The sequence below is a fragment of the Serratia sp. MMO-28 genome, from assembly GCF_037199905.1.
Taxonomy (GTDB): Bacteria; Pseudomonadota; Gammaproteobacteria; order Enterobacterales; family Enterobacteriaceae; genus Chania; species Chania oryzae.
Genome location: NZ_JBBCVB010000035.1, coordinates 37,987 through 57,833, shown reverse-complemented (window position 1 = coordinate 57,833; position 19,847 = coordinate 37,987). Strand labels below are relative to the sequence as shown.

The 19,847-nt window shown below is 50.7% G+C and carries 21 protein-coding genes; 14 read left to right on the top strand and 7 right to left on the bottom strand.

Translation table 11 applies throughout. The annotated features are described in order from the left end of the window. Positions 1 to 279 precede the first annotated feature (279 nt). The 5 genes from pyrC (at position 280) to WG891_RS23335 (ending at position 4,335) form a co-directional block, all read left to right on the top strand. Positions 280 to 1,329 (top strand): dihydroorotase, encoded by a 1,050-nt coding sequence (gene pyrC, locus WG891_RS23355; RefSeq protein ID WP_337264656.1) that lies wholly within the window; start codon positions 280 to 282, stop codon positions 1,327 to 1,329. Between the two features lie 75 nt (positions 1,330 to 1,404). Beyond that, positions 1,405 to 1,644 (top strand): DNA damage-inducible protein I, encoded by a 240-nt coding sequence (dinI, locus tag WG891_RS23350; RefSeq protein WP_076939829.1) that lies wholly within the window; start codon positions 1,405 to 1,407, stop codon positions 1,642 to 1,644. A gap of 356 nt (positions 1,645 to 2,000) precedes the next feature. Next, positions 2,001 to 2,255 (top strand): biofilm formation regulator BssS, encoded by a 255-nt coding sequence (bssS, locus tag WG891_RS23345; RefSeq protein WP_024913228.1) that lies wholly within the window; start codon positions 2,001 to 2,003, stop codon positions 2,253 to 2,255. A gap of 142 nt (positions 2,256 to 2,397) precedes the next feature. Further along, positions 2,398 to 3,510: an N-methyl-L-tryptophan oxidase gene (solA, locus tag WG891_RS23340; RefSeq protein WP_337264657.1), complete on the top strand. Its 1,113-nt coding sequence runs from the start codon at positions 2,398 to 2,400 to the stop codon at positions 3,508 to 3,510. Between the two features lie 216 nt (positions 3,511 to 3,726). Then, the gene (locus WG891_RS23335) at positions 3,727 to 4,335 is read left to right on the top strand and encodes a LuxR C-terminal-related transcriptional regulator (protein WP_337264658.1); all 609 of its coding nucleotides are present in this window, start codon (positions 3,727 to 3,729) and stop codon (positions 4,333 to 4,335) included. A gap of 23 nt (positions 4,336 to 4,358) precedes the next feature. On the opposite strand, the gene WG891_RS23330 is transcribed toward WG891_RS23335, so the two are convergent. Continuing rightward, positions 4,359 to 5,417: an AI-2E family transporter gene (locus WG891_RS23330; RefSeq protein ID WP_337264659.1), complete on the bottom strand. Its 1,059-nt coding sequence runs from the start codon at positions 5,415 to 5,417 to the stop codon at positions 4,359 to 4,361. A gap of 433 nt (positions 5,418 to 5,850) precedes the next feature. Between WG891_RS23330 and WG891_RS23325 the strand changes: the two genes are divergently transcribed. Both WG891_RS23325 and WG891_RS23320 read left to right on the top strand, forming a co-directional pair. Next, complete coding sequence (locus WG891_RS23325; RefSeq protein ID WP_337264660.1) at positions 5,851 to 6,405, top strand: cytochrome b; 555 nt, start codon at positions 5,851 to 5,853, stop codon at positions 6,403 to 6,405. A 24-nt stretch (positions 6,406 to 6,429) separates the two neighbouring features. Next, a complete protein-coding gene (locus WG891_RS23320) occupies positions 6,430 to 7,008 on the top strand; it encodes a YceI family protein (protein ID WP_337264661.1) in 579 nt (192 codons plus the stop codon). A gap of 57 nt (positions 7,009 to 7,065) precedes the next feature. Here the strand turns inward: WG891_RS23320 and trhO are convergent, their stop codons facing one another. Next, positions 7,066 to 8,118: an oxygen-dependent tRNA uridine(34) hydroxylase TrhO gene (gene trhO / locus WG891_RS23315; RefSeq protein WP_337264662.1), complete on the bottom strand. Its 1,053-nt coding sequence runs from the start codon at positions 8,116 to 8,118 to the stop codon at positions 7,066 to 7,068. A gap of 203 nt (positions 8,119 to 8,321) precedes the next feature. On the opposite strand from trhO, the gene WG891_RS23310 reads away from it, so the two are divergent. The 5 genes from WG891_RS23310 (at position 8,322) to WG891_RS23290 (ending at position 14,420) form a co-directional block, all read left to right on the top strand. Continuing rightward, on the top strand, positions 8,322 to 9,419 hold the full coding sequence (locus WG891_RS23310; protein WP_337264663.1) for an NADH:flavin oxidoreductase/NADH oxidase: 1,098 nt from the start codon (positions 8,322 to 8,324) through the stop codon (positions 9,417 to 9,419). A 293-nt stretch (positions 9,420 to 9,712) separates the two neighbouring features. After that, positions 9,713 to 10,633, top strand: a complete 921-nt coding sequence (locus WG891_RS23305; RefSeq protein ID WP_337264664.1) for a Kdo(2)-lipid IV(A) acyltransferase — start codon at positions 9,713 to 9,715, stop codon at positions 10,631 to 10,633. 67 nt (positions 10,634 to 10,700) lie between these two features. Beyond that, entirely contained in the window at positions 10,701 to 10,985 is a 285-nt protein-coding gene (locus WG891_RS23300; protein ID WP_337264665.1) for a YciI family protein, read from the top strand. 199 nt (positions 10,986 to 11,184) lie between these two features. Then, complete coding sequence (mdtG, locus tag WG891_RS23295) at positions 11,185 to 12,423, top strand: multidrug efflux MFS transporter MdtG (protein WP_337264666.1); 1,239 nt, start codon at positions 11,185 to 11,187, stop codon at positions 12,421 to 12,423. Positions 12,424 to 12,884: 461 nt separating this feature from the next. Next, positions 12,885 to 14,420 carry a peptide MFS transporter gene (locus tag WG891_RS23290; protein WP_337264667.1) on the top strand — a complete coding sequence of 512 codons (1,536 nt, stop codon included), beginning with the start codon at positions 12,885 to 12,887 and terminating at the stop codon, positions 14,418 to 14,420. Positions 14,421 to 14,465: 45 nt separating this feature from the next. Here WG891_RS23290 and WG891_RS23285 read toward each other — a convergent pair whose 3' ends face one another. Next, the gene (locus WG891_RS23285; protein ID WP_337264668.1) at positions 14,466 to 14,864 is read right to left on the bottom strand and encodes a VOC family protein; all 399 of its coding nucleotides are present in this window, start codon (positions 14,862 to 14,864) and stop codon (positions 14,466 to 14,468) included. 259 nt (positions 14,865 to 15,123) lie between these two features. Between WG891_RS23285 and WG891_RS23280 the strand changes: the two genes are divergently transcribed. Then, positions 15,124 to 15,498 (top strand): MysB family protein, encoded by a 375-nt coding sequence (locus WG891_RS23280; protein ID WP_337264669.1) that lies wholly within the window; start codon positions 15,124 to 15,126, stop codon positions 15,496 to 15,498. Positions 15,499 to 15,552: 54 nt separating this feature from the next. On the opposite strand, the gene WG891_RS23275 is transcribed toward WG891_RS23280, so the two are convergent. Next, positions 15,553 to 15,792 (bottom strand): YceK/YidQ family lipoprotein, encoded by a 240-nt coding sequence (locus WG891_RS23275; RefSeq protein ID WP_337264692.1) that lies wholly within the window; start codon positions 15,790 to 15,792, stop codon positions 15,553 to 15,555. A gap of 509 nt (positions 15,793 to 16,301) precedes the next feature. On the opposite strand from WG891_RS23275, the gene WG891_RS23270 reads away from it, so the two are divergent. Further along, complete coding sequence (locus tag WG891_RS23270; protein ID WP_337264670.1) at positions 16,302 to 18,023, top strand: potassium/proton antiporter; 1,722 nt, start codon at positions 16,302 to 16,304, stop codon at positions 18,021 to 18,023. 565 nt (positions 18,024 to 18,588) lie between these two features. On the opposite strand, the gene WG891_RS23265 is transcribed toward WG891_RS23270, so the two are convergent. The 3 genes from WG891_RS23265 to WG891_RS23255 form a co-directional block, all read right to left on the bottom strand. After that, positions 18,589 to 18,720: a hypothetical protein gene (locus WG891_RS23265; protein WP_277755854.1), complete on the bottom strand. Its 132-nt coding sequence runs from the start codon at positions 18,718 to 18,720 to the stop codon at positions 18,589 to 18,591. A 69-nt stretch (positions 18,721 to 18,789) separates the two neighbouring features. Further along, a complete protein-coding gene (locus WG891_RS23260; RefSeq protein WP_156293857.1) occupies positions 18,790 to 19,293 on the bottom strand; it encodes a YlaC family protein in 504 nt (167 codons plus the stop codon). Between the two features lie 124 nt (positions 19,294 to 19,417). Then, on the bottom strand, positions 19,418 to 19,717 hold the full coding sequence (locus WG891_RS23255) for a sigma-S stabilization anti-adapter protein IraP (RefSeq protein ID WP_076939816.1): 300 nt from the start codon (positions 19,715 to 19,717) through the stop codon (positions 19,418 to 19,420). Positions 19,718 to 19,847 lie beyond the last annotated feature (130 nt).

The window sequence follows — 19,847 nt, the reverse complement described above, 5'->3', positions numbered from 1 at the left end:
GCGGTCAGAAAGCTCAACTGACGGTATTATGGAAAAATATCGCGATCGCGACCTGCGGTCGCTAGAAAAGAAGAACCCCACCTGAAAAAGTGGGGTTAGTCAGCAGTCTGAACCCGCCTCTGGCGGGTTTTTTATTGCGCCTTCACAACTGATTTCAACTCACCATTAACAAACAGATGCATCCAGAACGCTTTCCGCTTATCCTTACACCCCGGCGTGAATAACCCTCAATTATTCGCTTTTATTACGATATTTTTCTGACCGCCGGAGCTTTGCAACATGACCGCACAACCTCAAGCCCTGAAAATCCGCCGCCCTGACGATTGGCACATCCATTTGCGTGACGATGACATGCTGAAAACGGTTCTGCCTTATACCAGTCAGGTATTTGGCCGGGCGATTGTGATGCCAAACCTGGCTCCGCCAATCACCACCATCGCCGCCGCTATCCATTATCGCGAGCGTATTCTGGCGGCAATTCCTGCGGATCATAAATTTACGCCACTGATGACCTGCTATTTGACCGACTCACTGGCAGCCACAGAGCTGGTTAATGGCTTTGAACAGGGGGTATTTACCGCCGCCAAACTGTATCCAGCCAATGCAACGACCAACTCCAGCCACGGCGTCAGCGATATTAAAGGGATTTATCCGTTGCTTGAGCAGATGCAAAAAATAGGCATGCCGCTGTTGATCCACGGCGAAGTGACGGATTCAGCTATTGATATTTTCGACCGTGAGGCGCGTTTTATCGATCGGGTCATGGAGCCTATCCGCCGTCATTTCCCTGAGCTAAAAATTGTTTTCGAACATATCACCACTCAAGAAGCGGCCCAATATGTGCAAGAAGGCAACCATTTCTTGGGAGCAACTATTACTCCGCAGCACCTGATGTTCAACCGCAACCATATGCTGGTTGGCGGTATCCGTCCGCACCTGTTCTGCTTGCCGATACTGAAACGTAACATACACCAAGAGGCTCTGCGCAAAGCGGTGGCCAGCGGTTCCGAACGCTTCTTCCTGGGCACTGACTCAGCGCCTCATGCCAAGCATCGCAAAGAATCCAGTTGCGGTTGTGCCGGGGTATTCAACGCACCGAGCGCGATGCCCGCTTATGCTACCGTGTTCGAGCAATTGGGGGCGCTGGAGCATCTCGAAGCCTTCTGTTCACTCAATGGCCCACGATTCTACGGTTTACCGGTTAACGAAGATTTTATCGAATTGCAGCGTGTCGCGGTGACGCAACCGGAAGAGATCGCGCTGGGCAATGAGTCACTCGTGCCGTTCCTGGCCGGTGAAAGCATTAACTGGTCTGTAACGGCCTGCTAATCTTTTTTACGCCAGCACTTGCCTCCGCCTGCGATTGACTGTATAAATAAACAGTAAACAGCTTCGGGGGCAATTATGCGTATTGAAGTCACTATCGATAAAACCAAACCACTGCCACCAGGGGCAATCGAAGCCCTGACCGGCGAATTTAGCAAGCGGGTAAACCGCCAATTTCCAGATACCACCGTGCAGGTACGTTATGCCGGAGCCAATGGGCTGTCGGTATTGGGTGGTGCTAAAACGGATAAAGATCTGATCGAGGAAATACTCCAGGAAACCTGGGAAAGTGCCGACGATTGGTTCAGTGCAGAATAACATTGTAATGCTGTTGTTGCCGGAGGTCGCTCTCCGGCTTTTTTGTTTCTGCCATGTTGTACTCTCGGGGATGCTGAAACGCAAAAATACTTTGCTCACCTGGCTACTGAACGGTAGAACCCATACTCCTCATCAGGCAACGTCTCACGACTTTAAAAAATCACCGCAGAATATTTTATCGTTCATTTACATTATTGCCTGATAATTGTTCAAACAAATAATTATTTTTTATAATTTGTAGGAAAACCCACACAGAGGTGCTGGGATGCGTATACTGTAAAAGCTCCTCATAATTAATGGGCCGCATTGATCCTCGTTAGTAACTCACGCCAGTCACTACTTGATAAGGGGTCTTTATGGACAGAAATGATGAAGTTATTCAGACACATCCGCTTGTTGGCTGGGATATCAGTACCGTCGATGTTTATAATGCCATGATGATTCGTCTTCATTACCTGTCTTCTCTAGACCAAACAGCCGAAGAAGCTCAAGTCGATCGAACGCTTTGGCTAACCACAGATGTCGCCCGCCAATTGATCAATATCTTAGAGGCGGGTATCGCAAAAATAGAATCAACGGACTACCACGATCTTGACCGAAGAAAACACTGATTTAGGCATCAACACCCTCTAAGGCGCCAGCAATATTCTGGCGCCTTTTTCTTTTGGTTCTCGCTTTCGTGCAGCATGTGCATTACGGCCAGCAAACTCTTATCATAAAGCCATAAGACACATAACAGTGAGGGTAAGGCGCGTGGAATATGACTTAATCATCGTGGGGAGCGGTTCGGTGGGTGCGGCGGCAGGCTATTATGCCACCAGCAACGGGTTGAAAGTGCTCATGATTGACCAGGCTATACCGCCGCATCGCAACGGCAGTCATCATGGCACTACGCGCATCATCCGCCATGCTTACGGTGAAGGTGAGCAATACGTGCCACTTATCCTGCGCGCCCAAGCGTTGTGGAACGGGCTGGAACAGCAAAGCGGTGAGAAGCTGTTCCACCCCTGTGGTGTACTCAATATGGGCCCACCGGGCTGCGAATTTATCGCTACTGCGCAACACAGCGCAAAAAGCCACAACCTCAATACGCAATTACTGAATGCAGAGCAAATAAAACAGCGTTGGCCCGAATTTAATGCTCCCGAGGGTTATATCGGCCTATTCGAGCCAGATGCCGGGGTTTTACTTTCTGAACTGGCTATCGCCAGCTACATCAGATTGGCCAAAGAAGCGGGCTGCGCACAACTGTTCAACTGTCACGTCAGCGCGGTAGAACCTATTGAAGGAGGCGTAGAAGTGACCACGGCTGAAGGACGCTTTCAGGGGCGTAAGGCCGTTATCACCGTGGGCACCTGGGTGAAGAGCCTGTTACCTCAGTTGCCACTCACCCCGCTACGCAAAGTTTTCTCCTGGTATCAGGCCGATGGCCGTTACAGCGAAAATAATCAGTTCCCCGCCTTTACCGTCGAAGCCTTGGATGGCGGCCGCTATTACGGTTTTCCAGCGGATAAAGACGGCTTGAAAGTGGGTAAACACGATGGTGGTCAGCCGATTGAAACCCCTGAACAGTGCAGGCCTTTTGGCACCAACGCTGGCGATGGCGCAGAAGTGTTCGGCTTTTTACGCCAGTTTCTGCCTGGGATCGGCGTCTGTTTACAGGGTGAAACCTGCAGCTATGACATGAGCCCGGATGAAGACTTCATCATTGATACTCTTCCTGGCTGCCAGCACCTGATGGTGATCACCGGTTTAAGCGGCCATGGTTTTAAGTTTGCCAGCGTCTTAGGTGAAATTGCCGCCCTGTTCGCCGAGGGCAAAACCATACCCTGGGATATCACCCCTTTCAGCCTGCAACGCTTCTGATCCCCTCCTCCTGCAGCTTGCTATTTATGTCGGCTGCAGGTTAAAAAACCAGCAATACAACCTTATAAGTCAATCGAAGCATATAAATAATTTTATATGAACGGTTATTTCTACCGAAAGTATCTGGATTTCCGAATTGATCCCGCAATCGTGTAAAGCCTATTTTAACTTATTGTGATTATTCGGTTTTTTCGCACTGTTAACAAGGACATCGTCATGAGATTGCTCGTTGTGGACGAATGTTGTTTCACTCGTTTAGGCATCACTAGTCACTTTACAGACAGCGTTTTTGCCTCAGTGACATGCAGCCAGAACATTGATGCCACGCTCCCTTTCTTGGCCAGCCTTAAACCCAATCATATTCTGGTTAATCTGACGAGCTACTGCCGCCACGCTGAAAATGCCCCCTTGCTCGAGACGTTTATCGGCGCCACTCGGTGCTCAATGCTGCATATTTACTTGGAGACCCCGTATCCATACAGTGAGAAACCCATGCGCATCGCAGACAATGCCTTGATGTTCAGCAAAACGATTTTGCCCAGCGTGCTGCACACGCTGCGTGAAAAGCCGGTGTCGCCTTTCGGCTATCGCCATGAATATTCACTTTTTAGTCCGCAGGAGCTGGCGGTAATAAAATATTGGATGTCGGAGATGCCAAACTACCGCATCGCCAAAAAGCTGCAAATCAGCGATCACACCGTATACGTGCATAAGCGGCATATCACCGAAAAAACCCATACCCGCAACCGGTTAGAGTTTTACTCGTTGTATAACGTGTTGCGCTATTTTTATCCACCGGCGACCGGTAATCTGCTGGCTATATAACAGGCCGTGTGGGCAATGCGAGCCTACTCTCGGGGGACATCCTCGGTGCGCCGTCCGTCCCCCAGGATCACCGCCCATTTATACCCACCGTCCATCGTTTCCAGCGTGATGCGGGCAATAATGGTCAAGGGAACCGAGAGCAGCATCCCCACAGGCCCCATCAGCCATCCCCAGAAGATCAGAGAGAGGAAGACGACCAACGTAGAAAGACCCAACCCGCGCCCCATAATCCGCGGCTCCAGCATATTGCCGATCACCAGGTTAATCAGAACATATCCACTCGCCACCACCATCGCATCACCAAAGCCGTTGAACAGCAAAGCCTGAATTAACGGAGGGATCGCCGCGATAACCGAACCAATATTAGGGATGAAATTGAACAAAAACGCCATCATGCCCCAAATGAAGGCAAAACGAACGCCCACCCAGGTCAGGAAGCCCCAGACAATCAACCCAGTCCCCAGGCTGATAACCGTTTTGATCACCAGGTAATGCGTTACGCCTTTTAGCGCACGATGGATGGCGGCCATGCCTTCATTCGGCTTGTCCAGCGCCTGCCGCAGTTTGTAAGGCAATATCTGTACTTCAAACAGCATAAATACCACCGTCATCAGCAACAGAAAAATGCTGGTCATTGCACCGGAAAGATGGCTCAACAACCGAGTAACCAGATTCATCGTGGCGCCCGGATCGACAAACTTGACCACCGCATCGGCAGAAAACGTAATATCGATATTGAAACGCTCGGCGTAGTATTGCAGCTCGCGTAATTTTTCCAGCATCACACCGCTGTACTGTGGCAAACTGCGGGCAAACTCATTTAATGATGAGCCCAACATACCAACGAACATCATTAGCAGCACAATAACGGTGATAATCAGCAACATCACACTCAGGCCCCTGGGCACTCGGCAACGCTCCAGCAATACCACTAACGGGTTGAGCACAATGGCGAGGAATACTGCCAGCAGGAAAGGCACCACAATCTCTGAAGCAGCCTTGATTCCGGCCAGAATAACCACCAGCATCGCCAGCATCATGAGCAAGCGAAGCTTGCGATCATCAAATTCAAAACTGCCCATCGGATTTCCTTACGTAAAACAGGCTGCGCAAGCCACTGATGACTACTATGTTAGCAAACTCTCTCATGCTGGCGCAGGTAAATCATCATTCGTAGCTGCAGAAAAATAAGATTATTACCTACTTCCCCTAGTGTAATAAATAATCACTATCGCTGTTTATGTATTAATAAGCAGCCTATGTGTTGATATTTACGTAACATGACAAAACCTGACAATAATAAATAAAATCAAATAAATTCAATTAGTAAGGCAAATTCCATTTTTTGCGAAAAAAATATTCACTCCAACGATTCATTTGACTGAGTTGTCACAAAGTCACACAAATCCACTGATTGATATTATAAAGAAGTAACATAGTTAAATTTATTATTGATTTTATGTTTTTTAACGTTTAATTATTGCTGCCAGAAAATGAGTTATGTAAGGAAACCGAATGCTCTGGAAAAATACTGTGGACCGCTTTGGTCATGTTTCTGTTCTGATCCACTGGCTGGTTGCGCTGACGGTATACGGGATGTTTGCTCTCGGGTTGTGGATGGTCACGCTGGGTTATTACGATGCCTGGTATCATCCGGCACCTGAAATCCACAAAGCCGTCGGTGTTCTGCTGTTTATCGTCATGCTGGTGCGGGTTGTCTGGCGCTTTGTTTCTCCCCCGCCCAAGCCACTGGCCAGCTATAGCCGTTTCACCCGTATAAGCGCGGTACTTGCCCATATCGCGCTATATACCGTGCTGTTTGCCATCCTGATCAGTGGCTATCTGATTTCCACCGCCGATGGTCAGGCGATCAGCGTTTTTGGCTGGTTTGATGTGCCAGCCACCCTGACTGGTCTTCCCCAACAGGCTGATACCGCCGGAACTATCCACCTTTACTTAGCCTGGGTTGTTGTTGTTCTTTCTGCACTGCACGCCCTGGCTGCGCTTAAACATCACTTTATTGATGGTGATGTTACTTTGAAACGGATGCTGGGTCGCAGCGCCGATTAACCTTTTGGAATTATGGAGATTGCTATGTTGAAGAAGACCGTATTAGGCCTCACTGCCGGTGCCCTACTGTTGAGTGCAGGCTCGGCGCTGGCCGCCAACTTCAAGATCGACAAACAAGGGCAGCATGCCTTTATCGAATTCCGCATTCAGCACTTGGGTTACAGTTGGCTATATGGTTCTTTTAAGGATTTTGATGGGGCTTTCACCTTCGACGAAAAAGATCCGTCCAAAGATAAAGTAAACGTCACTATCAACACCGCCAGCGTGGACACCAACCATGCAGAACGTGACAAACACCTGCGCGGTGCTGAATTCCTGAACGTTGAGAAGCACAAACAGGCCACCTTCGAATCCACTGAAGTGAAGAGAGATGGCGAAGGTTACGCCATCGTCGGCAACCTGACCCTGAACGGTGTCACCAAGCCAGTTACTCTGGATGCCAAACTGACTGGCCAAGGTAACGATCCATGGGGTGGTTACCGTGCTGGTTTCGAAGCCAACGGTAAAATCAAACTGAAAGATTTTGGCATCACGACCGATCTCGGCCCGGCTTCGCAAGAGGTTGAGCTGATTATCGCTGTGGAAGGTGTGCGCGAGAAGTAAGAGACAAAGGCGCGGAGTTCGCGCCCTTGCCACGAGCGGGGCCCAGTTTACCGGGCCCTATTTCTTAGGCTCTGGAATATGCATCGTAGTCTGCAACAATCCTTTGGATTTATTGAAGATTTTGACACCATTCTCACGCCCGGCACGGCGGGCACGTTGCTCTTCACGCGGCAACTTCAGCTCTTCGCGGCAACTCTCGCTGCAGCAACCTTCAAACTTCGCCGCACAGTTCGGGCACTGGATAAATAGCAGATGGCAACCATCATTCAGGCAATTGGTGTGAGTATCGCAGGGTTCGCCACACTGGTGGCAATGGGCTATCACATCTGCAGAGATACGTTCCCCCATGCGTTCATCAAACACAAAATTTTTGCCGATAAATTTCAGCGGTAAACCCTGCTCTTTTGCCTTACGGGCATACTCGATAATGCCGCCTTCCACGTGATAAACGTTTTTGAAACCGTTATGCAGCATGTAAGCACTGGCCTTTTCACAGCGGATGCCGCCGGTGCAGTACATGACAATGTTCTTGTCTTTCTGCTCCTGCAACATTGCTACCGCCATCGGCAACTGCTCACGGAAAGTATCAGAAGGCACTTCGATCGCCCGCTCAAAATGCCCGACCTCATACTCATAGTGGTTACGCATATCCACAAAGACGGTATTCGGATCGTCGATCATCTGGTTGACGCGTTCGGCCTGCAAATATTCCCCCACCTGTGAAGGATCGAAGGTGGCATCGTCAATACCGTCAGCCACAATGCGCTCACGGACTTTCAGACGCAGCACCCAGAAGGATTTGCCGTCGTCTTCCAAGGCAATATTAAGCCGTACCTGATCCAGCGCGGGATGGGATGCAAATAGGGTGGCCTTGAAGGCGTCAAAATGGCTCTGTGGCACGCTGATCTGCGCATTGATGCCCTCTTTAGCCACGTAAATACGGCCAAAGACCTTCAGTTTATCGAACTGAATATACAGGCTGTCGCGAAACGCCTTGGGGTCATCAAGAGTAAAATATTTATAAAAAGAAACTGTGGTGCGTGGCTCGGTTTCAGCCAGCATACGCGCCTTCAGTTCCTCATTAGAAATTCGGTTATGTAACACTGGCATGGTGTACTTTCCTGTCTTTCGGGAGGTGACTGATTGAGTGCGTTCAGGCCGCTGGCCCGCGCGCGGCGCACATCATACCCGAAAATAGGCAGTAACACAGCATAACCCGAAGGGTACGCTGCTCACACAAAACTTGACGTTACTCGTCAATCCCGATAAGCCTAATCATTACCTTACTCTCTGTTTTTGATGGACAGGACCTTATGAGCCAGCTTTTTACGCCAATCATGCTAGGGCAACTGCAGTTACCCAATCGCATCATTATCGCCCCCATGTGCCAGTATTCTGCCGATAACGGTAAAGCTACCGCATGGCATACCATGCACCTTGGCCACCTGTCGCTATCAGGAGCGGGCTTGCTGATCGTTGAAGCTACCGCCGTATCACCCGAAGGCCGTATTTCGCCGGGAGATTTAGGGCTATGGGATGATGCCACAGAACAGGCGCTGGCAGAGGTGGTGCAGGCCGTTAAAAAATACGCCACCATGCCGCTCGGCATCCAGTTGGGCCATGCGGGCCGTAAGGCCTCTTGCGCCATTCCCTGGGAAGGCGGGGGCCAGCTTTCCTACGAGGAAGGGAGTTGGCAAACCCTCTCGGCCTCAGGGTTGCCTTTTAACCCCCACGATCACGCTCCGCAGGCGATGAGCCTGGCGCAAATTGAGCAATTAAAAGCACAGTTTGTTGCAGCCGCACAGCGTGCCGATCGTCTCGGGTTCGAGCTGATTGAACTGCACGGCGCACATGGTTATCTGCTGCATCAATTCCTCTCACCGCTTTCCAATCAGCGCGACGACCACTATGGCGGTTCGTTACCCAACCGCATGCGACTTCTGTTGGAAGTTTTTAGCGTCGTACGGGCTGCCTTTCCGGTGCAAAAAGCGGTAGGCGTGCGAATTTCCGCCAGCGACTGGGTTGCCGGTGGCTGGGATGAGCAACAATCGGTTGAACTGGCAACGGCCTTGAAAGCCTTGGGCTGCGACTATATTCATATTTCCAGCGGTGGTTTATCACCGCAACAGCAGATCCCGCTGGGCCCGAATTACCAGGTGCCTTTTGCAGAAACCATTAAACAGAAAGTGGGCATGCCGACTATCGCCGTGGGGCTGATTACCGAACCTGAACAGGCAGAAGCGATCGTCGCCACCGGCCAGGCCGACATGGTGGCCTTGGCACGCGGTATTCTTTATAACCCGCGCTGGCCATGGCATGCGGCGGCCAAGCTGGGTGCTAAAGTACAGGCACCACCACAATATTGGCGTTCGGAACCGCACGGGCTAAAGGGCCTGTTCAAGCATGATTAAAGGCTGTCTGGAGCGGGCCATTGCGCCCGCCCTTTTCTACTATTATCCGGAAGCCGTTTAGGACGCATGGCGTCTTTTAGTACTGGTTTTGCTAAAAAAACCATCATTCTTACCCGGTTCAAGGCAAAAAATGATGTTTTAATGCTGTGGGTTTTCCTGTTGCAATAGAAAAATGTCACAATAGAGGGTAATAAACGGCAGGAAAATCATCACATGTGGCAAAATCTTCGGATCGCTGCCCCGATAATTTCTCTGTTATTACTGTTAAATGACTGCTTCTAAGCTGAGAACACATGACTCAAGTTCCTTCTTTTAATCGATCTTTACTGCATCCCCGCTACTGGCTCACCTGGTTCGGCATCGGTTTACTGTATCTGCTGGTTCTGCTCCCTTACCCGGTTATTTACTCTCTCGGGACCGGGCTGGGCCGCTTCTCCATGCGTTTTCTGAAACGCCGGGTCGCGATTGCGCAGCGTAACCTTGAGTTGTGCTTTCCAGAGATGCCAAAGGCGGAACGTGATGCGTTGATCGTAAAGAACTTTGAGTCGGTAGGTATGGGGCTGTTCGAAACCGGTATGGCCTGGTTCTGGCCAGACTGGCGCATTGAACGCTGGTTTAAGATCAGCGGTTTGCAGCATCTTGAGCAGGCACGCCGCAACCAACAAGGGGTATTGCTGATCGGGCTGCATTTTCTGACGCTGGAACTGGGGGCACGGATTTTTGGCATCCATAATCCGGGCATCGGGGTTTACCGCCCGCACGACAACCCTCTGATGGATTGGCTGCAAACCCGGGGCCGTATGCGTTCCAACAAATCGATGCTGGATCGCAAAGACGTCAAAGGGATGATCCGCGCGCTGAAACAGGGTGAGATCATCTGGTACGCGCCGGATCACGATTACGGCCCGCGCAGCAGCGTGTTTGTGCCGCTATTTGCGGTCGAAAAAGCCGCGACCACCACCGGCAGCTACATGCTGGTGCGGATGAGCAAACCGGCCATTATTCCTTTCACCCCACGCCGTCTGCCGCAAGGTAAAGGATATGAATTGATCATACAGCCGATAGTAGAAAACTTCCCACTGGATAACGAGCTGGAAGCCGCGGCGTTTATGAACAAAGTGGTAGAAAAGGAGATCCTGATGGCACCGGATCAATACATGTGGCTGCATCGCCGCTTCAAAACCCGCCCGGAGGGTGAAGCTTCGCTTTATTGAGCATAAGCTTGAACAACCGACCTAACCCTGTGAGGCTAGGATTTTATTATTGGCAAAGGGAGCCATTATGTACGTCGTCAGCCTAACCTATCATCGTCCCATCGAAGAAGTCGACAATCACCTTGAAGGGCACGTCGCCTGGTTACAGCAGCACTATCAGGACGGTACCTTTATCGCTTCCGGCCGTAAGAACCCACGTACCGGCGGTGTGATCCTGGTGAAGGGGATCGAGCGGGCACGCCTGGATGCCATCCTGGCGCAAGACCCGTTTAACGCCATCGCCCATTATGACGTTATCGATGTAGATCTCACCCTGACCTCTGCCGGATTTGAAGCACTGGCTGGCATATAAGCCCTAAGATTCCCGCAGGCGCTGCATGCGGGGCTCTCCTTTCGTTATTTTTTAAAACTTTATTTCATTTTTGCATTATTACCCCGCGGGTTAATTGATAACCCCTGCCATTAAGCGCATACTTATCAGGCTATTTATTGCCGCTTTACGCTATTACTCTATGTAATTCAAAAGCTTTTTACTTTCTGCACGGAAACCTATGGCCTTGGCATCAGACCCCGTTAACTGGCAACGAAACCTGTTTATCACCTGGATTGGGTGCTTTTTGACGGGTTCCGCGTTCAGTCTGGTCATGCCATTCCTGCCGTTGTACGTTGAAGCCCTTGGCGTTAGCGGCCATCAAGAACTGAATATGTGGTCCGGCCTGGTTTTCAGCATCACCTTCCTGTTTTCGGCCGTTGCGTCCCCCTTCTGGGGTGGCCTCGCCGATCGGCACGGGCGTAGATTGATGCTGCTGCGCTCGGCCTTGGGTATGGCGATCGTGATGGTTCTGATGGGGATGGCGCAGAATATTTGGCAATTTCTGCTGCTGCGTGCGCTGCTGGGATTATTGGGCGGCTTTATTCCCAATGCCAACGCCTTGATTGCCACTCAGGTTCCGCGCAACCGTAGCGGTTGGGCCTTGGGTACCCTCTCCACCGGCGGCGTCAGCGGTGCCTTGATCGGCCCATTGATCGGCGGCTTGCTGGCCGATCAATACGGCTTACGCCCAGTATTCTTCATCACCGCAACCGTGCTGTTTATCTGCTTTCTGTTGACGTTATTCTGTGTGAAAGAGCAATTCACGCCGGTAAATAAAAAAGACATGCTGCACATGCGCCAGGTATTTGCAGCACTGAAAAGCCCTAAGCTGATCCTCAGCCTGTTTGTGACTTCGATGATTATCCAGATTGCCACCGGTTCGATTGCCCCGATTTTGACGCTGTACGTGCGTGATTTGGCTGGCGATACTCACAACCTGGCGTTTATCAGTGGCCTAATCGCCTCGGTGCCCGGCGTTGCGGCGCTGATCAGTGCGCCAAAACTAGGCAAGCTGGGGGATAGAATCGGCCCTGAACGCATTCTGGTGGTTATGCTGATCGTTTCAGTGCTGCTGTTGATCCCGATGGCCTTTGTTCAGGAGCCTTGGCAGCTTGGCGTACTGCGCTTCCTGCTTGGCGCTGCGGATGGTGCACTGCTGCCAGCGGTACAATCATTGCTGATTTATAACTGTACTAATCAGGTTGCCGGGCGAATATTCAGCTATAACCAGTCATTCCGCGATGTCGGTAACGTCAGTGGCCCATTGTTAGGTGCGGCGGTATCGGCAAGCTATGGATTCCGCGCCGTCTTCTGCGTCACCGCTCTGGTGGTATTATTTAACGTTTTCTACTCTTGGTGGTGTCTGCAACGGCGCCCGGCCAGGTTCCGCAAAGACCGGTTACAGGAAGAGCAATAACCGTATTTCTCCCCACTTGCGCCCCCCTTCTTAGTTAAGCCTTATTTCCCATACTTTCTCTGTTAGAACCTGCCTGTTATTAGACAAGTTAATTCCTATAACGCGACGATCAATCCCTTGTTTCTAAAAAAATTACTTAAAAATTAGAGCAATAAACCAGCGATCGCTGAAAATTCACTTTTAGACAAAATAAAAACCAACAAAGTAGATGTTTGTCGACTTTTTGTCTAAAAAATGGGATATAGATATCAGACAAAATCATTGCCCATTAATCAGATGGTTAAATAATATCACGCCGAGGCTAAAACTCTGGTCAAGTGAAGCAAAGGGCCAGCACGGTTGTCTCTCGTTACGCTGAGGTTTTGTCAGGTCGCTCGCACAAAGTGCGGTTACCTTTTTAAACGCACATACCTACCACAGTACAGCCGCTTGATGGTGGCACATTTTATTGGGAAGATTTTATGCAATCCTCTGTTACACCAAAAGAAAACCGAACCTTCTTCGGCCATCCTTATCCACTCGGATCGCTGTTTTTCACCGAGATGTGGGAACGCTTCTCGTTTTATGGCATCCGCCCGTTACTGATCCTGTTTATGGCCGCTACCGTTTACGATGGCGGTATGGGGTTAGCGCGCGAAAATGCTTCGGCGATCGTGGGTATCTTTGCAGGCAGTATGTATCTGGCCGCACTGCCTGGGGGATGGTTGGCCGATAACTGGCTGGGGCAGCAAAAAGCGGTTTGGTATGGTTCGATCCTGATCGCACTCGGCCACCTGTCCATCGCCCTGTCGGCGATCATGGGGAACGACCTGTTCTTTATCGGCCTGATGTTTATCGTTCTCGGTTCCGGCCTGTTCAAAACCTGTATTTCGGTGATGGTCGGTACCCTGTATAAGCAAGGCGATGCACGCCGTGACGGCGGATTCTCATTGTTCTACATGGGCATCAACATGGGCTCATTCCTCGCTCCGTTGGTTTCCGGTTGGCTGGTTCGCTCACACGGCTGGCACTGGGGCTTTGGTATTGGTGGGATCGGGATGTTGGTAGCACTGCTGATCTTCCGCATCTTTGCCGTGCCATCAATGAAACGCTATGACAGCGAAGTTGGCCTGGACTCCACCTGGAATAGCCCAATCAGCAAGAAAAATGGCGTTGGTGCCTGGTTGCTGGCGCTGGCTGTAGGTGTTGCAGCGATCGTGGGGCTGATTTCTCAAGGCATCATCGAAATCAACCCGGTCGCCGTAGCCAGTATGCTGGTTTATGTGATCGCCGCTGCCGTTACGCTGTACTTTATCTACCTGTTCTTTTTTGCTGGCCTGAACCGCAAAGAACGCGCACGCCTGCTGGTGTGTTTTATCCTGCTGGTATCTGCCGCCTTCTTCTGGTCGGCCTTCGAGCAGAAACCAACCTCGTTCAATCTGTTTGCCAATGATTACACCAACCGTATGTTGGGCGATTTCGAGATCCCGGCGGTGTGGTTCCAATCGATCAACGCCCTGTTCATTATCCTGCTGGCGCCGATCTTTAGCTGGATGTGGCCTGCTCTGGTGCGCAATAAAGTGCGCCTGAGCAGCATCTCCAAGTTTGTTATCGGCATTCTGTTTGCCGCCGCAGGCTTTGGCTTAATGATGCTGGCATCTGAGCAAGTGTTGAGCAATAACGGAGCGGGGGTATCACCACTGTGGCTGGTCGGCAGTATTCTGATGCTGACGCTGGGTGAACTGTGCCTGAGCCCGATTGGCCTGGCAACCATGACGCTGCTGGCACCGGACAGAATGCGCGGCCAAATGATGGGCTTGTGGTTCTGCGCTAGCGCCTTGGGCAACCTGGCGGCTGGCCTGATCGGTGGTCATGTAAAAGCAGACAAGCTGGAACTGCTGCCGACTCTGTTCGCCCGCTGCTCGATCGCGCTGGTGATCTGCGCCGCTGTACTGATTCTGCTGATCGTACCGATTCGCCGCATGCTGGAGAATACGCAGGGTAAAGCAAGCGCTTAATCGCGTTCAGTGACTCTTTCAAGCCAGCGTCTATCGCTGGCTTTTTTATATCGGCCATGCCCGCTGCTGTAGCACTACGCGATAACCATCCAAGTCCGCAAAAGTTTGCCCATTGATGTCCCAATAAGGGTTATAAGCCGGAACACGCTGAAATCCTGCGGCCAACATCTGTTTACACCGCTCTTGCCACTGCGCCAGATCAGGCAGATAGAACACCAGCAGGTTGTCTTGCGTAGGGGCTTGCCCAACCAGCACCCCGCGATGATGGGTAAATTCCAGATGATAGGCATGCTGCGGATGGCCAAGAATGATGCCATCAAATCCTTGATGATCCTCAAACTCACCCAACCGCGCAAAACCCAGCCCGCGGCAGTACATCTGCGCAATTTCCTGCAACCTATCCGTTGGGCGGGCAATACGTAAAACGGCATTCACCAGATCCATTTTCCCTCCTGTCGATGTGAGAAGCAGCCTATCACCTTCGGCCCGAAGCGAAAGTTCAGCTAATGCGTTTTTCGCTAGCAATAATCTGGTCTCATCGCGTTGATTATGGCGGGCGATACCCTGCCATTATTTCCTGCTTTCTTCTCGTCGCAAAACGGACAATAAAATATTTGCATCCTGTGGCAGTGCGACAACAATTAATTCTGATGTTCAACACAACCTTCGGGTTCCCAAAGACGATTTGCACAAGGAGATGAACATGAGCCTGTATGCAACCCTGGAAGAGGCAATCGAAGCCGCCCGCGAAGAGTTTATAGAATCTGCCATCGGCATCGATAATGAGCCCCCGGTACCGCAGCAATTTAATCTGCAGAAATACATCATGCTGGATGGTGACGCCATGTGGCAGGCAGAGTTTTTCGAAGAGGAAGGCGAATCCGTCGAGTGCCTGACCATGCGCAGCGGTGCTGCTGCCCAAGCGATTTTTGATGGTGATTATGACGAAATTGAAATCCGTGCAGAATGGCTGGACGAAAACACGCTGCATGAATGGGAAGAAGGTGACTTCCAGTTGGTTCCGCCACTGGATACCGAAGAAGGCCAAAGCGCAGCCGATGAATGGGATGAACGCTGAGCAACGATCGGGCTAGGCAATGCCAGCTTTCTGCCACTTGCCTGCCCGCGATGCTTATTCATAAGGCCCATGCTGAGCGTCAAACGGCAGCATAAAGGTATCCACCACCATCGACAGCGGCACATCTATCGCCGTGATATAGCGCCAAGGCGTATCACGGAGATCCCATTGCACCCCGGGATAGTATTGGTGCCCGTGCCCTGCTCCAGGTATCGTGCGGCTGATAATACTGCCACAGCCGGATAATAGTGCTGCGCTGCTGACGAGCAGCGCTAAGCGAACTGACAGTTTGATATTCAACAACGTGATGCTTTACCTTGTTCGTACAAAGAAATGAGTGGGTTGGCGCCGATCTTAACAGATTTTTTATCAAACAGGCTGAGCATAAGGTGGTGGGGTTGTTGGTAGCCGAACTGACCAGTCGCGATCTTGATGTGATCTCAGAAGCAGACAGGAAACGGGCAACAGAGTTGATCAAATGCCCCTACCATCCCTCGGTCACGAGAAACCAGTGGCAAACCATTAAATCTCCATCAGGATTTAATGGTTTTCCAGCAGCAGGCGCGTTTCGGCAGCTGGGTTTATTATCATAGCCATCAATCAATTAGCTGATTAATAGCGATAAAAGTGAGAAATAGCACTCTTTCACCGCTCTTTTCTATAAATTTAATCTGAAATAGCAATAATAGCTCAATTCTTTTGGCAATCAGCCTTGGCGTTTTACCAGAAAAACAGGCTATTATTACGCAAAGTTTATGCTCAGATTCCCCTTAATTTCATTCAGCCTATAGGAGATCGCTATTTTGGATGCCAGCACGATCAACAGCTTGTTCATCATCGGTGCCGTGTTGGTGGGGGCAAGCATTTTCCTCAGTTCTTTCTCCTCGCGATTAGGCATTCCAATTCTGGTGATATTTCTGGCAATCGGTATGCTGGCCGGCGTGGATGGCCCAGGAGGGATCGCTTTTGACAACTACCCAGCCGCCTATCTGGTGAGTAACCTGGCCCTCGCCGTGATCCTGCTTGATGGGGGTATGCGTACCCGCGTCAGCTCATTCCGCGTTGCATTATGGCCCGCATTATCACTGGCCACCGTTGGCGTTGTGATCACCGCCGGATTAACCGGCATGGCGGCTGCCTGGTTGTTTAACCTCGATCTGATTCAGGGCTTGCTGATCGGCGCTATCATTGGTTCCACCGATGCAGCAGCCGTATTCTCTTTGCTGGGGGGCAAAGGGCTGAACGAGCGAGTCAGCGCCACGTTGGAAATTGAATCCGGCAGCAACGATCCTATGGCCATGTTTTTGACCGTTACGTTAATCGCCATGATTGCCGCAGGGGAAACCTCCCTGAGCTGGATGTTCCTTGTCCACCTGCTGCAGCAGTTCGGTATGGGGATCATTGTGGGGCTGGGCGGCGGTTGGTTATTGCTGACACTGATCAACCATATCAAGCTGGCTGAAGGATTGTATCCTCTGCTGGCCGTCAGCGGAGGTATTCTGATCTTCGCACTGACCACGGCGTTGGACGGCAGTGGCATTCTGGCGGTTTACCTGTGCGGGCTGCTGCTGGGCAACCGCCCAATCCGCAACCGGCACGGCATTGTGCAAACCTTTGACGGGCTGGCTTGGCTCAGCCAGATCGGTATGTTCCTGGTTCTGGGGTTATTACTTAATCCGCATGACCTGTTACCGATTGCGATCCCTGCCCTGCTGCTTTCACTGTGGATGATCCTGTTTGCACGGCCACTTTCGGTATTTGTCGGGCTGCTGCCCTTCCGCAACTTTACTTTGCGCGAGCGCGTATTTATCTCCTGGGTCGGGTTACGCGGCGCAGTGCCGGTGATCCTGGCCGTATTCCCCATGATGGCAGGATTGCCGAATGCGAATCTGTTTTTTAATGTCGCTTTCTTTGTGGTGTTGGTTTCTCTGCTGCTGCAAGGCACAACCCTTTCTTTCGCAGCCAGAAAAGCCAAAGTGGTCGTGCCACCGGCACCGACGCCGATTTCCCGCGTGGGGTTGGATATTCATCCTGAAAACCAGTGGGAGCAGTTCGTCTATCAACTGACATCAGAAAACTGGTGCGTTGGGGCCGCGCTGCGCGAACTCAAAATGCCGCCAGGTACCCATATTGCTGCCCTGTTCCGCGGCAAAGAGCTATTGCACCCCAGCGGCAGTACCCGTTTGCTTGAAGATGATATTCTGTGCGTTATCGGCCACGAGCACGATCTTCCCATGCTCGGTAAACTGTTCAGCACTGCACCGCCCATTACGCCCGATGAACGCTTTTTCGGCGATTTCATTCTGCAATCTGATGCACGCCTGAGTGATATCTCTCAGCTCTATGGCCTCAACCTGCAGGAAGGTATCGACAGTCAACAGACGCTCGGTCAGTTTGTTACCGAGTTGATCGGCGGTGAGGCTGTGTTAGGCGATCAGGTTGAGTGGGATGGCCTGACCTGGACTATCGCCGAGATGGAAGCCAATAAAATCATTAAGATAGGTGTAAAGATCGTTACCGATTGACCTCAAGTACCCGCCGCAACCACGCTAATCACAACATTCCGGGAACTTATCCTTCCCGGAAAACTCTTAACGATAGTCATTATCAAAGACCAGGTATTCTGCCTGTCGCAATATCGGTGTGGGTTGCGCAGTATCGGGCTTTAGCCTGGCGTTATGCTCAATAATAATACATGTCATCGCGTGGCTGTGCTGGCTCTGAATATCGCCGATTGGGTTCATAACACATTGATTGGGTAAGGTAACGTGGCACAACAACAAGAAAAAGACATTCTGGGAAAGATTTTGCTCACGGTTTCGGCATTGTGCACCGTCATCGTTGTGGGGTTGTTAATCTGGGGATTCATGCTGGACTAGCCCGTGAACAACGGCAAGAGATTAAAATAACAATTTTGTTACAATGTGCCTACATCATCAGATGCCCATTCAGCGTATGCTTAACAGGATTGATAAAAACAATAAATTGCCCTCATACTCAAGTGTTATGCCCGTCTAAAGCACGGGCTTTTTTTTACCTTTTGATAGGCAAAAAAAAACCGCCGCAGCGGTCTTTTGATTGGAATCACGATCAGATTTTGCAACCCTCGCAGTCCGCCTCATCTTCAAGGACTTCCGGGACTTCTTTGGCTTTTTGCGCCGCTTTTTCTTCAGCTTTCGCTAATTCGGCATCAATATCAAAATCGAAAATATCATCACTCATCGCAACACCCTCAAAACCCACTTAGTTCAGGGAGCGATTATAATCGACATCCACACGTGCGCAAACCCTTCAGTTTAGCGCAGTTAGCGTTGCCACTTGGCTATCCAGCTTCTTTGAATAAGCCAGATCGTAAACATCGTAAAAATCGATCTCACCCTTGTGAGCGATAATTTCCTGTACCCGTGCTTTTAGCGCCATGCTAACAGAGGGTTCATCAAGCAACGCTTGCACTGCCTGTGGTGATAACGCACGGGTAAAATACCATTCCCCGTTATAGCAAACGCGTAAATCCAACACGCCGATATCTTCAAAGCGGTAAACCGGTTTAATCTCAAGCAACAGCATGGCAAACATAAACAGTACAAAAGCCGTAAAACCGAAGAAAGCCAGCAGCCCCATGTAAGGCACTGGATACATCACCGCAACCACGGCCAAATAGCCAACAAACATCGCCAGGCACAAATAACGGTGGTTACGTGCAAATTCACCGTTGAAGCGAGGCTTGCCATCACGCCCCTCTTGCTGGTTAATTTGCTCGATTTCTTTCATCAAGATATTTTTGATCACATCCATCGCAATGACCTTATGCATCAGCACATCATTACTTCCACCCACATCTGTTCACGCTAACACAGAGGCAGTCTGGCGAGGTAGATCAGTTACGATATTATCCACCGTAAACTGTTATATTTCGGGTTCAGCGCGATTGTGAGGCTTTCCCCTGGGCAACCATAAACATGCGTTGAGCAACGTCATCAGCCTGTTTGATTTTACGTTTCTTCGCTTCATCACAACGCTGTGCAGCACGCACGTAGGCGATTTCATGCGCCTGCTCGATCATCGTGATAATTTTGTCGCGCGTAGTTTTATCCAAATTACCCAAAATGGTCGTGATAATGGCTTGATAGGCATTTGAAGCCGCGGTCAGTGATTGTTCTCTGGCCTCCAGAGCGGCAATACGTTGCAACAACGCCTGAAGAAGTTCGGACTCAGACATATAACCCCCTGTTGCCGAGCAGCACATCTACCTGTTTACAGTTTAGCAAAGGATAGCGCGCTGCAACCGGAGGGGAAATCGCGGGCCTTGGTCTCGCTGATTTATGACTCGCCGCGATGGCCAATGGATT